The sequence below is a fragment of the Arsukibacterium sp. genome (assembly GCF_033721375.1).
Lineage (GTDB): Bacteria > Pseudomonadota > Gammaproteobacteria > Enterobacterales > Alteromonadaceae > Alishewanella.
Genome location: NZ_JAWWAP010000002.1, coordinates 248,500 through 261,002 on the forward strand (window position 1 = coordinate 248,500; position 12,503 = coordinate 261,002).

General features: G+C 50.9%; 13 protein-coding genes. 5 read left to right on the plus strand and 8 right to left on the minus strand.

Features of this window, described 5'->3' with window-relative positions; genetic code table 11:
- The first annotated feature begins 1 nt into the window (after nucleotide 1).
- Complete coding sequence (locus tag R3187_RS04260; RefSeq protein WP_318965463.1) at nucleotides 2-574, plus strand: TcpQ domain-containing protein; 573 nt, start codon at nucleotides 2-4, stop codon at nucleotides 572-574.
- On the opposite strand, the gene glnE is transcribed toward R3187_RS04260, so the two are convergent.
- Both glnE and R3187_RS04270 read right to left on the minus strand, forming a co-directional pair.
- The gene (gene glnE / locus R3187_RS04265) at nucleotides 571-3,393 is read right to left on the minus strand and encodes a bifunctional [glutamate--ammonia ligase]-adenylyl-L-tyrosine phosphorylase/[glutamate--ammonia-ligase] adenylyltransferase (RefSeq protein ID WP_318965464.1); all 2,823 of its coding nucleotides are present in this window, start codon (nucleotides 3,391-3,393) and stop codon (nucleotides 571-573) included. The two genes, R3187_RS04260 and glnE, sit on opposite strands and share 4 nt — an antisense overlap.
- Nucleotides 3,390-4,337, minus strand: a complete 948-nt coding sequence (locus R3187_RS04270; protein ID WP_318965465.1) for a CYTH domain-containing protein — start codon at nucleotides 4,335-4,337, stop codon at nucleotides 3,390-3,392. The genes glnE and R3187_RS04270 overlap by 4 nt, the downstream gene beginning before the upstream one ends.
- 142 nt (nucleotides 4,338-4,479) lie before the next feature.
- Here R3187_RS04270 and R3187_RS04275 point away from each other — a divergent pair, with 142 nt between their 5' ends.
- Nucleotides 4,480-5,091, plus strand: coding sequence for a TIGR04211 family SH3 domain-containing protein (locus R3187_RS04275; protein ID WP_318965466.1), 612 nt, complete (start codon nucleotides 4,480-4,482; stop codon nucleotides 5,089-5,091).
- Between the two features lie 6 nt (nucleotides 5,092-5,097).
- On the opposite strand, the gene R3187_RS04280 is transcribed toward R3187_RS04275, so the two are convergent.
- A complete protein-coding gene (locus tag R3187_RS04280; RefSeq protein WP_318965467.1) occupies nucleotides 5,098-5,595 on the minus strand; it encodes an Lrp/AsnC ligand binding domain-containing protein in 498 nt (165 codons plus the stop codon).
- Between the two features lie 272 nt (nucleotides 5,596-5,867).
- Here R3187_RS04280 and R3187_RS04285 point away from each other — a divergent pair, with 272 nt between their 5' ends.
- On the plus strand, nucleotides 5,868-7,013 hold the full coding sequence (locus tag R3187_RS04285; protein ID WP_318965468.1) for an HD-GYP domain-containing protein: 1,146 nt from the start codon (nucleotides 5,868-5,870) through the stop codon (nucleotides 7,011-7,013).
- On the opposite strand, the gene R3187_RS04290 is transcribed toward R3187_RS04285, so the two are convergent.
- Together R3187_RS04290 and R3187_RS04295 are read right to left on the minus strand one after the other, a co-directional pair.
- Entirely contained in the window at nucleotides 7,004-7,747 is a 744-nt protein-coding gene (locus tag R3187_RS04290) for a general secretion pathway protein GspB (protein WP_318965469.1), read from the minus strand. The genes R3187_RS04285 and R3187_RS04290 overlap by 10 nt on opposite strands.
- Before the next feature lie 26 nt (nucleotides 7,748-7,773).
- Nucleotides 7,774-8,709, minus strand: coding sequence for an AAA family ATPase (locus R3187_RS04295; RefSeq protein WP_318965470.1), 936 nt, complete (start codon nucleotides 8,707-8,709; stop codon nucleotides 7,774-7,776).
- Between the two features lie 79 nt (nucleotides 8,710-8,788).
- Between R3187_RS04295 and R3187_RS04300 the strand changes: the two genes are divergently transcribed.
- The gene (locus R3187_RS04300; protein ID WP_318965471.1) at nucleotides 8,789-10,021 is read left to right on the plus strand and encodes a multifunctional CCA addition/repair protein; all 1,233 of its coding nucleotides are present in this window, start codon (nucleotides 8,789-8,791) and stop codon (nucleotides 10,019-10,021) included.
- A 13-nt stretch (nucleotides 10,022-10,034) separates the two neighbouring features.
- Here R3187_RS04300 and R3187_RS04305 read toward each other — a convergent pair whose 3' ends face one another.
- The 3 genes from R3187_RS04305 to folB are packed head-to-tail and all read right to left on the minus strand — an operon-like array spanning nucleotide 10,035 to nucleotide 11,715.
- Nucleotides 10,035-10,841, minus strand: a complete 807-nt coding sequence (locus tag R3187_RS04305) for an undecaprenyl-diphosphate phosphatase (RefSeq protein WP_318965472.1) — start codon at nucleotides 10,839-10,841, stop codon at nucleotides 10,035-10,037.
- On the minus strand, nucleotides 10,838-11,335 hold the full coding sequence (gene folK / locus R3187_RS04310) for a 2-amino-4-hydroxy-6-hydroxymethyldihydropteridine diphosphokinase (RefSeq protein ID WP_318965473.1): 498 nt from the start codon (nucleotides 11,333-11,335) through the stop codon (nucleotides 10,838-10,840). The genes R3187_RS04305 and folK overlap by 4 nt, the downstream gene beginning before the upstream one ends.
- Complete coding sequence (gene folB, locus R3187_RS04315) at nucleotides 11,335-11,715, minus strand: dihydroneopterin aldolase (RefSeq protein ID WP_318965474.1); 381 nt, start codon at nucleotides 11,713-11,715, stop codon at nucleotides 11,335-11,337. The genes folK and folB overlap by 1 nt, the downstream gene beginning before the upstream one ends.
- A gap of 137 nt (nucleotides 11,716-11,852) precedes the next feature.
- Between folB and plsY the strand changes: the two genes are divergently transcribed.
- Nucleotides 11,853-12,458: a glycerol-3-phosphate 1-O-acyltransferase PlsY gene (gene plsY / locus R3187_RS04320; protein WP_318965475.1), complete on the plus strand. Its 606-nt coding sequence runs from the start codon at nucleotides 11,853-11,855 to the stop codon at nucleotides 12,456-12,458.
- Nucleotides 12,459-12,503: the final 45 nt, after the last annotated feature.

Here is a 12,503-nt window from a genome sequence, read left to right on the forward strand (position 1 = left end):
AATGGGGTTCTGGATACGTACGCTGATTATTCTGGGGGTGCTGGCAGGTGGCGGTTATTTGCTGCTGACCAAAGCAGATATGATTTTTAAACAGGAAACGGTTAATACCGCAGCGCGCGGTTTCAGTGAGTTTTACGCCAAAATTCGTGGTAATCAGGCTGGTGGTAACGATCAGAGTGACTATCATATTGCGCTACCCGATACCAGTGGCCAGTTAAGCCGCAACCTGGCCCAGCGCGGTCGTGAAGTGTTGCCAGCTGCCGCAGATTGGCAGGGTTTAGTCACTGACCGCCGATTCCGCGCCGGTGAAAGCCTGAAAACCACCCTGAGTAACTATGCCCGCAGCGAAGGCATAGAATTATACTGGACGTTGCCGCGCGATTATGTGGTAAAACAATATTTTCAAACCGACACCACCTTGCTTGGCACCGTGCAAAATATTGGTAAAGCCATTGCTCCTGACTTTGCCGAGCCGGTACTAACCTATTTTTGCCCGAACGAACGGGCGGCCGTTATTACCGACCGCCTTACCCCTTATCTGAAGCAACACTGTAAGCCGATCAGCAGCAGTTAATCTTGCTGGTAATCTTGCTGGCTAACCGTAAATAACTGCTGCCAGATCTGCTCTACTGTAGCACGCGCAGCTGCCAGACGGCTTTCAGTTGGCACTCTGGCCGGCGCCAGAGTCAGACGATGGCCCCAGCCCCGCAGTAACTGATAAGCTTGTTGCAATTCAGTGACCTGCTGCACCTCAAGTAACCCGGCGTCACCGGCCGCCTCCAGGATCCGCATATTGTCACTGAACCGGTATAATGCCGGGTGGGCTTTGCCATGTGCCAGCACCAGATACTGGCTGATAAACTCCAGATCAACAATGCCCCCGGTGCTGTGTTTAACATCATCGTCGGCACTGCCATGGTGATTACGCAGCTTCTGGCGCATGGTAATAACATCATGCCGTAACTGGTCCGGGTCGCGTTTAAGCCTGATAATATCGGCGCGAATTTTATTAAAACGGCCTGTCATCTGCTCAGAGCCGATAACCAGTCTGGCCCTGACCAGCGCCTGATGTTCCCAGGTCCAGGCTTCATCCCGCAAATACTGGAAATACGTATCGATATGAATCGCCAGCAAGCCTGAGTTACCGGAAGGACGCAGCCGGGTGTCAATATCGTACAGCACGCCGCTGTTGGTACGGGTGGTGGCCAGATGCAACACCCGCTGGGCTAATTTCAGATAAAACTGGCGCGAATCTATTGCCTTGTCGCCACTGGTACTGGCCAGACTGTCGCAGTTATGGACAAATACCAGATCAAGATCAGAGCCATAACCCAGCTCCAGACCGCCCATTTTGCCATAGGCAATCACAGCAAAGCCGCGATCCGTATCGCTGGCACCTACCGGCAGGCCGTAACGCGCGGTCATCTGTTGCCATGCCACCGTGACCACCTGCTCCATGACCACTTCTGCCAACCAGGTCAAATGATCACTGACCTGCAGCAACGGCAAGGCGCCACTGATATCGGCTGCCGCAATCCGCAATTGCTGCGCCTGTTTATACTGACGGAATGTTTCCATCAGCAGTTCCAGATCATCATCCGGCACCCGCAGTAAATACTGGCGTAACCGGTCCTGATAATCGGCTTTATCGGCCACCCGGTATAACTGCTCGGGGTCAATCAGCTCATCGAGTAACATCGGATAGCGGGCCAGTTGCTCCGCCAGCCAACCGCTTTGGGTACATAACAGCACCAGTTGTTGCAATGCTGCCGGATTTTCAAATAATAATTCCAGATATGCGGTACGGGTCATAATTTGCCGGAACACGCCAAGCACCCGGCCCAACACTAAACTTTCCGCCTGTTCGGTTTGCAGCAAATGCAATAATATCGGCATCAGCTTGCTTAAAAAATCATGGCCCCGCGGGCCGACGCTGCGTTTCTGACAATCCTGGCGAAACGCCTGCAAATGTTCAATCATCTCAATTGCAGCGTCTGAGTCGAGCCAGTCCAGCTGCTCTGCCAGCTCTGTTGCCGGCAACTGACTGCCCCATAGCAAACGGCCCAACCCTAATTCTTGCTGCTCTGGGGTATCTTCATTGTCAATAACCAGTTTAAATTGCTGATGCACCCTGGCCATGGCGTCTGCCACCTGTTGCTGCAAATCTGGCCAGGCAGCGATGTTCAGACAAGCCAGCAGTTGTGCCCGGCCACTCTGATCTGCGGGCAGAGTCTGGGTTTGTTTGTCGTCAATCCCCTGCAGCGCCTGTTCCACCCGGCGCAGAAATAAATAATCAGCTTTTAACTCTGCGGCCTGGCTGGCTGTTAACATCTCATGCTGCACCAGGCCATCCAGCGCCACCAGCAGGCTTTGCTGCTGTAATTGCGGGATACGGCCACCGCGGATTAATTGCAGGGTTTGCACCACAAATTCCACTTCGCGAATACCACCGGCACCAAGCTTAATATTGTCGACCCGATTACGCCGCCGGTTTTCTTGCTCGATCAGCTGCTTCATCCGCCGCAGTGACTCAATTGCTGAAAAATCGATATAGCGCCGGTAAATAAAAGGTTTCAATAATTTTTGCAGTTCTGGCGCATGCTGTGAGTCAGGATTAAGCACTCTGGCTTTGAGCAGCGCATAACGCTCCCAATCGCGGCCCTGCTCCTGGTAATAATCTTCCAGTGCAGCGAAGCTGAGCACCAAAGGGCCACTGTCACCAAAGGGCCGCAGTCGCATATCAACCCGGTAGACAAAGCCGTCAGCTGTCGCCTGATGTAATGCCGCAATCAGTTTCTGGCCGACTTTAGTAAAGAATTGCTGATGCTCAAGAGATTTTCGACCGCCCTGGGTTTCACCATGCCCTGGATAGGTAAAAATAAGATCAATATCAGAGGAAAAGTTAAGCTCTTTGCCCCCCAGTTTACCCATCCCCAGGATCAGCATCGGCATCGCCATATCGTGCTCGTCGAACGGTGTGCCATTATGTTGCTGTTGCAGCTGATATGCCCAGCGGTAGGCACTGTTAATCAGGCAGTCTGCCAGACTGGATACTCTGGCCAGCCCCTGCTCAATAGTTTGCAACTGATAAATATCGGCTGTAAGCAACATAGCCAGTGCCCGGTTGCGGTAACGCCGTAACCGGCTGAATACTGCCGCTTCATCGGTTAAATCAAATGAGGTAAGCGGGTCCTGCCAGCTCTGTCCCAGCTGTTGGACCAGGGCGTCCTTATCCAGCAGCACAGCTGCTAATTCCGGCTGGCGGCTTAAGGTACGACCTAAAAACAAACTGGCTTTTAACAATCTGATAAGTTGCTGTTGCTCGCTGACAGCCAGCTCAGGGCCATTGAGCTGATTAAAGGCTTCCTGCCAGTAATTGCCGGGCTGATTCATAATTTCTCCTGGCCCGTTACCACACCGCTTTGCTGTAACAACAAGACAGTGAGTGCCAGCAAAAAACTATTGTAGAGCGGTTGCGAAAATACCACCACACCTTGCTGTAACTGGCCAGCTAACGCCTCTGCCTGAGCGCTGTAGCTTTTATATTGCAAAGCTGTCAGCTCGTCACTCAGGCCCTGCAGATAGCGACTGGCCTGCTTAAGCAACGGCAATTGTTGTGATGCCTCAGACTCAGCGGCAAGTCGGCGATAATATAAAGCTTCAACCGTTTGCAGCGCGCTCAGATTAGCAATAAGCCCTTGCGGCTCGGCCAGCGGCATAGTCAGTTGCTGGATATCTGCCAGCAGATAACCCCGTGCAGCCTTACTAAGCCAGCCGGTGCGCAGCGGCAGTTTATTGATTAACTGTTCAGCGACCCGAAATAGTGGATTGATACTGCCACTTAGCAGCTCCAGTTCCAGCTCGGCAATTAATTCTGTTTTTTTGCCGGCGATAACTTCACCACAGTCGTACACCACGTCCAGTACGCTGTCCTCACAGGCAAGCTGCCAGCTATGGCGAATAAAGTCAGTGCGGAATATCTCAGTTAACTGCTGTTGCAATGCCTGAACATCAGTATCAGCAGGCCAGATCTCAGCAGGGAAGGCCGTTAACTCCGGCACGATATCAGCAGCCGGTAAGTTGAATTCCGGCCTGGCTTGTAAGGCACCATGTTGCTGGCCTGCCAGTTTAATAGTTTGTTCAAATCGGCCATTTTTCAGCCGGGTACGTAACCCCATATTATGGCGTCGGAACCAGTTGTCCGGCGTATCGTAATAAGCGTTCAGCAGGGCTGCCGGACCATTGTCTGTGATTGTACCACTGGCGGCTAACAGCACAGGCAGCGGATGGCTGTCTGCCGGCGCTAATAAAAACTTTAATTCCAGCTCTATACTCATATCAGGCTATCCTCTGTAACAGGCTGCGGCGAGCCCGGCCAACTTTTACACTTGTCAAGTTGCTGACAACTCCCTATCATCCGGAGTACTGTGTTAACCCCTGTACCAGCGTAACCGTTGCTTAGATTGAATTAGGATACCTATGTTTAGCTTATTTCGCAGCTTTGTTTCCCGGAAATTTTTCCTGCCATTATTTATTATGACATTGAGCTTGCCGCTAATGGCCCAGCAATCAGCGGAAGAAAAACCGGCTTTTATCAGTGATGCGCTGTTTGTTTATCTGCATTCAGGTCCGGGTAATCAGTACCGGATTGTCGGTACCATTAATGCCGGTCAGGACGTGACCTTTATCAGTGAAGACAATGACTATGCGCAAATCAGGTATGATGGTGATAAAACCGGTTGGTTACCGAAGGAATATATCAGCTATACCCCCGGTCTGGTCACTCAGCTGGATACCCTGACTGAGCGCGTTGAAAACCAGCAGACGCAGCTGCAACAACTCGAAGAGGAACGTAATAACCTAACCAGCCAGCTTAACAGCGCTATTGCTGAGCGTGAAAACGCGCAGGAACAGTTAGCTCAGGCAAACCGCTCGTACGAACAACTGAAAACCCAGCTGGAAGCAACCCAAACCAGTATCTGGCAAAACCCGATGGTAATTGGTTCTGCCATCTTATTAATCGGCCTGATTTTCGGCCTGGTATTACCGGCGTTGTGGCCTAAGCGTCGCGATAGCGAGCGCTGGATGTAACCCACTCTACCCCAGGCTGTCGTTGGCTTTCAGCGGCAGCCCGGTATCACGTTTTACCTGCTCTATCACCACGTAAGTATGATTTTTAACAACCCCGGGCAGATCAACAATTTGCTCCAGAATAATCCGGTAGGCATCCATATTCGGCAAGCGCAATTTTAACAGGTAGTCGAAGCCGCCCGCGACCATATGACACTCGACCACATGCGGCACTTTTAATACCTCATCTTTAAACCGATCAAACACCGCACTGGTGGTATTATCCAGGGTAATTTCAATAAAAACCGTGGTACCAAAACCCAGCATAGTGGCGTTTAACCGCGCACCATAGCCTTCGATATAGCCATTTTTTTCCAGCCGTTTAACCCGGTCAATACAAGGGCTGGCACTCAGGTTAACCTTCTTTGCCAGATCAACATTGGCTATCCGCCCTTCTTTTTGCAGGGTATCGAGAATATTCAGGTCAATCCGATCCAGGTTTTTGGGTTTTAACGGTAAGGTCATGGTTTCAGCTGTCAGGCTAAGGAGCTAATAGCACGATTATATACCGATAATTACTAAAAATAACCAGTCTGGTCAGTCAGCGGCCGATAACAAACAAAAACAACAAATTTGTTAGCTTTTGCTATGCTTAGCATAAATTAAATAACGAAATGCTGAACTGCTCCGCTTAACCGCAGGAACCCGGCTTTTAATCGACTCGTTAACGTCAGGTTAAGTGGTGTAACGTATAATCAGTTTACATTTTTTTGGCATAGGTTAAAGCTGGCAATTGGATGGCATATCAAAAAGTCTCTGTCACTGAGCTGCAACCTGGCAGCTATGTTGTTGAAGTTGTAGAACAACGCGGTGATATTATCGTTAAGCATGCCGGCTGGGTTCGCAGCCAGCAAGCTATTGCCCAATTGCAGGCCAAAGGGGTGCAGACTGTGCTTGTCGACCCTGCCAGATTTTTGCCCGGCGAAGAACCTGTACCAACGCCGGCTCCGGAAAAAACCGCCCCGGTAGCCACCGAGCCGGAGACCACCCCGGCCCGCCATTTATTCGCAGATGAATGGCCCCGCGCCGAAAAAGCCTTATTACAAAGCCAACGGGTGCAGCAGTTAGTATTAGAGGCAACCCGAAGTCAGCAACCCATTGATTTAATGCTGGTGCATGAAGTCAGCGCCGGCTTGTCTGACTCGGTCAGCCGCAACCAGGATGTGTTGCTGTGTTTAACCCGGATCGCAGAGCAAAGCGACAGCCTGTTACAGCACAGTGTTAACTGCGCGGTTTACATCGCAGCCTTCGCCAAATTTATCAATCTGCCAAGCGATCGAAGCAAAACATTAATCACTGCGGCCTTGCTGCATGATGTCGGTAAAGCATTAAAGCCGGAGCTAATGAATCAGGCAGATCATGCCGCCATCGGCACCAGCCTGGCGGCACTGCAGCGCAATAAAGATTTAGCCGGTCAGGTATCGCTGTGGATTAGTCAGCACTGTGCCTTGCTTGATGGCAGTGGCTCACCACCGATTAAAGGTAACCAGATAGCTAAAGGCAGTCAGATGCTGGCTATTGTTAATCAGTATGAAAAACTGACTAATCCGGCCAACAGCAACCAGAGCCCGGTTGCAGCGTCACGCTATTTACTTAGCCTGACACCATTACAACTGGATGCTGAACTATTACAGTTGTTTATTAAATGCATCGGCGTATACCCGCCAGGCACGGTAGTAAAGCTTACTACCGGCAAGTTGGCGCTGGTGCTCGAAAATAACCCGAAAAAGCCGACTCAGCCCAAAGTAAAGTTGTTTTACCATAGCGTGCACCAGCACCACATTGTTCCTAAAGTGATGGACTTATCACGCCAGCAGGAAGAACATATTGAAGGCTGTGTCGATTTGAAAAAATACGGGCTCGATGTCCGTAACTATTTATAGTCAGTCAGTGCTGGCACACTAAATAATTCATTACCCATCTTCAGCAAGACAAAATGCGGAGTAATTTCAGATAACTGAATATCCGCGGTCACCCACTGCCCTTCCTGCAGGCTTTTACCATTAACTTTAATCCAGCGCTGGGTACTCTGGGTAGCGTAGACATGAGCCTCAAATCTCAACGGCGGTATCTGTTGTTGCAATGCCGGTGCTAACTCACTGATATCCTGCGCCGGGGCACTGTTACCCCTGGCCATAGACCTTGACTGACGATTATCCACGTCACTGGCTGCCATGGCCGAGGCAAAGCGCTGACGTAACTCATCAGATACTTCAACCTCTGGCAGCGCTGCCAGCTCCGCTTGTCTGCTTATCTGGGCTGATTGCTGTTCTGCAGTGGGTGCAGTAACGCTGACCACTTTCGGTTCAGCTGTAAATTGCTCCTGCACCGGTTGCTGAGGCTGGGCTGCGGCATCAGGTTCAGCACTCTGCAGGGCAGCGGCAATGCTGGTGCTGTCGGCAAGATCGGGTTGTGCTGGCGGGCTGACAGTAACCGCAACCTCAGCATTGGCTACCTGTGTATGTTGCCACCAGCTGGCAAGCGCAACGCCCAGTAACACGGCCAGACAAAACCCCAGCAGCAATGCCAGATTGCGCCAGCCATTTGTAGCAGATGCAGTAGTGGCTGCTGTCGTCGGCTCGACCTGTTGTTTCAGTGCATCCATTAAAATTGACACTATTAACCTCTTAGCCTTTTAACGTCTCAACCGTTAAATACGGGCATTAAAACCATCGCCAGTAAAAATCCGACAACTATACCAGTGCCGGCCAGTAACGGCCAGAACCAGCCAGGTAATACTACGCGGGCATTAGCCGCAGCGCCGACGGCGTTAAGTGGCAATACCTCGCCCGCGGCGCGCTGTACCTGCGCCACCTCTACCATCGGTTTTTGCTGGCTGTAGGCTGCCAGCATGGCCCGATCAGCCAGTAAATTCAGCAAGCGCGGAATACCGCCACTTTGCTGATAAAGTGCGGTTACTGCTTTTGGACTGAACACCGGCCGGCTGCAGCCTGCGACCTGCAGCCGGTATTTTAAGTAATGCTGTACTTCGTTTAAATCCAGCGGCAGTAAATGATAGCGGGCTGTTATTCGCTGCGCTAACTGGCGTAAGTCATTTCGTTGCAGTAATTGCTGTAATTCCGGCTGGCCAATTAATATAACCTGCAGCAATTTTTTGGTATTGGTCTCAAGGTTGGTTAACAGCCGTAACTGCTCCAGTACTGCCGGCTGCAAATGCTGGGCTTCATCAATAATTAAAATGGTTTTCCTGCCCGCCTGATGGTTCTTTTGCAAGCGCTGGGTAATTTTATCACCCAGCAGCTTTAAACTGGCATCGGCTTTTTTATAGCGGATTTTCAGTTCATCGCAAATGGCTGCCAGCAACTCCAGCTCAGACAATGTCGGGTTCAGGATAAAAGCGACATCGGTATCGGTGTCCAGTTCCTGCAACAATGAACGCGATACCGTGGTTTTACCGGTGCCGACTTCACCGGTAAGCAACACAAAGCCACCGGCATCGCCCAGGCCATAACGTAAATGGGCCAATGCTTCAGTATGCCGGGCGCCCAGATACATAAAATCCGGGTTAGGGGCGATGGAAAAAGGTGGGCTGGTTAAACCGAAAAAACCGGTATACATCAAAGCATCCTGGGTTAATAGCGCTGCAAAATTGGCTGACGGCGCTATAATGGCAAAAAATAAGCAATCAGGAAAGCATGTGCAGATATATCTTGTTGGTGGTGCTGTGCGGGATGAACTTCTCGGCTATCCGTTTGATGAACGGGACTGGGTCGTCGTTGGTGCCACCCCGGAACAAATGCTGGCCGCAGGCTATCAGCAGGTGGGAAAAGATTTCCCGGTTTTCTTACACCCGAAAACCAAAGAAGAACATGCCCTGGCCCGCACCGAACGCAAAAACGGTAAGGGCTACACCGGCTTTAGCGTGTACGCCGCACCCGATGTTACTCTGGAGCAGGATTTACAGCGTCGCGATCTGACCATTAACGCCATTGCCCGGGACAGCGATGGTAAGTTAATTGACCCTTTTGGTGGTCAGGCCGATATAGAGCGGAAAATTCTGCGCCATGTCTCCGACGCTTTTGCCGAAGATCCGCTGCGGGTGCTGCGGGTTGCCCGCTTTTATGCCCGTTATGCCCATCTGGGTTTTAGTGTGGCTGGCGAGACACTGACGCTGATGCGCCAGCTAAGTAGCAGTGGTGAGCTGACAACCTTAAGTCCGGAGCGGGTATGGCAGGAAACCGCCAAAGCATTAAGCTGTCAGCGCCCGGCCGCTTATTTTCAGTTACTGTATAATTGTGGCGCACTGAAAACCCTTATGCCTGAGCTGGCAGCATTATGGGGCGTACCGCAACCACAGAAATGGCATCCGGAAATTGACACCGGGCTACACACGCTGCTGGTGCTGGAGCAGGCAGCGGCTTTGTCAGATAAGTTAACTATTCGCTTTGCGTCACTGGTACATGATTTAGGTAAAGGTGTGACTCCAGCAGAAGTGCTGCCGGCACATCATGGTCATGAATATACCGGTCTTACTCTAATTGAGCAGTTGTGCCAGCGGCTGCGGGTACCCAATGATTGTAAAGAACTGGCGCTAAAGGTATGTGAGTATCATCAACTGGTACATAAAGCCCGCGAATTAAAACCGGCTACCGTGTTAAAGCTGTTTAATGGCGTTGATGTCTGGCGTAAACCTCAGCAACTGAGCGATGTACTGCTGTGCTGTACAGCCGATTTACGTGGCCGCACCGGCTTTGAACAGGCCGACTATCCGCAAGCGGCTTACCTGCAACAGCTGGTAAAGGCCGCCTCAGCTGTTGATGTGGCCGCGATAGTCGCCAGTGGCTTACAGGGACCAGCCATCGGCGCGGCTATCCAGCGCGCGCGACTGGCTGCTATCACTGAGGCAAAGCGGGCCTGGCAGGATGCTTAAACTAAGTGCCAGCTTAAACCGCATACCAGCTTAAAAAGATAATTAACCCTACACCTAATAACAGCCGGTAAATAACAAAGGGCAGCATGCCCATCCGGCTGATTATCTTCAAAAAGAAATGAATACACACTAAGGCGCTGATAAAAGCCAGGCCTGTACCCAGGAAAATGGCATTTAAGTCAAAGCGGCCTGGTTCAGCCAGCAACTTGCTGGCCTGATAACCGCCACTTAGGGTAATAATCGGAATAGAAAGCAAAAAAGAAAAGCGGGCAGCACTGACTTTATCCAGCCCCAGCAGCATTGCGGCTGTCATGGTAATGCCCGAACGCGAGGTGCCGGGAATTAACGAGATGGCCTGCGCCACCCCGATAAATAACGCCTGGCGCCAGTTTAACTGTTCCATATTTTGATTTTGCTTCGCTGTGGCATCAGCCCACCATAACGCTAAACCGAAAATAATAGTGGTGGCAGCCAGTACCCAGGGCGAACGCAAATAGCTTTCAATATAATCGGCTGCCAGTAAACCAGCCAGGCCGGCCGGGATAGTCGCCAGAATAACCCACCAGGCCAGTTTGCTGTCGGTACTATGGCGCCCGCCGAGGCTTTGCAGCCAGCCAACAAATAACCGGCTGATATCCTGGCGGAAATACAACATTACCGCCAGCAAGGTGCCAACATGTACCGCCACATCAAAAGCAATACCCTGATCCTGCCAGCCGAAAATGGCTGACGGTAATATAAGGTGCGCTGAAGAAGAAATAGGCAGAAACTCTGTTAAACCCTGCAGGATGGCTAAAATAATAACTTCCACTGTACTCAATTACATTCACTCCAGTTAAACGGCACAGGCCAGATTTTTTGTTTATTTTTGGGGTATGCCTGCCACATTTCGGCATAACTCAGTTTGGTCAGCGGATGCAGGGCGTTGGGGGCAAGCTCAGCCATTGGCCATAACACAAAGGCATTTTCAGTAATTTCACCGCGTGGCAGCACTATCGGCTGCTGACAGCAAACCTGATCGTAAGTCAGTAAATCTAAATCAAGGGTACGACCACAAAATTTCTCAGCGCCGCGAATACGGCCATGGCTGTCTTCAATTTGTTTCAGCACCTGCACGCAGTCGGCAATTGGTAATTCAGTATCAGTGGCGGCCACCAGATTATAAAAGGCATCACCATTAAAGCCGACAGCCTCGCTCTCATACACCGAAGAAAGTTGCACCTCGCCAAAATAATGTTTAAGCGACAATACCCCGGCCTGAATATAGTGATCACGATCGGTGTTGCTGCCAATACTGATAAAAATACGAGCCATCAGGCATAGTCCTTCGGCGGCGTTACCAGCGGAGCCGTTCTTACAATATGCACGCCGACTGTTTGCGCCTGCGCAACGGCACCGGGTTTACTGACCGTCACTTCTACCTTGCTGGTAGCAAACTCGGTTAGCAACATAGCAGCAACTTTTTCAGCAACGGTTTCAATCAGCTCAATCGGCTCGGCAGTGATCAGCGCCGTAACTTTCTCGGCTATCACGGCGTAATCCAGGGTCAGGCTGATGTCGTCTCTGGCCGCTGCATTGCGCTGGTCTGCTGTCAGGGTTAAATCAAGTAACAGCCGCTGCTGAATGGATTTCTCCCAGTCGTACACCCCGATAATGGTATCGACTTGTAGCTGTTTTATAAAAACTATGTCCATTCAGTTAAATCCGGATTGCGTTATTTTTCGTTTCAGGTAGGCTGGTCGGATAGGTAAAACGCCACCAAGCCTTTATCCTGCTGCCGTGCAGCGAGCTGCAATCTTATCGTAAAAACTGGTGCTGAGGAACCGTCGAAATGACCCTGCTGATTGTTATTATGATGTTTACCGCCTATTTACTGGGCTCGGTGTCATCAGCAGTGCTGGTTTGTCAGTTATTTCGCCTGCCCGACCCGCGTTTTCATGGTTCAGGCAACCCCGGTGCCACTAACGTATTACGCCTCGGCGGCCCTTTGCCTGCAGTGCTGGTATTACTGTTCGATATTTTAAAAGGCACCATTCCGGTTTGGGGCTCGTATTTTTTGCAAATTGAACCGCTGTGGCTGGGCGCAATCGCCATTTGTGCCTGCTTAGGCCACATTTACCCGGTATTTTTTGGTTTTAAAGGCGGTAAAGCCGTGGCTACTGCGTTTGGCGCCATGATGCCAATTGGCCTTGATCTGGCCGGCTTACTGATTGCCAGCTGGGTGTTACTGGTAGCAGTAAGCGGCTATTCGTCGTTAGCGGCCATTTTAACCGTAGCACTGGCACCGCTGTTTACCTGGTGGATAAAACCGTTATATACCGTGCCGGTTATTATGCTAAGCATTCTGATTATTGCCCGCCACCGCCAGAATATTGTCCGGCTGTATCAGGGTAAAGAAAGTAAAGTATGGGATAAGTCGAAACGTATTCGCGAGTAATTTTAAGTCGTCCTGCACAAACCTATTAAAGCAAGGTTGGAATCC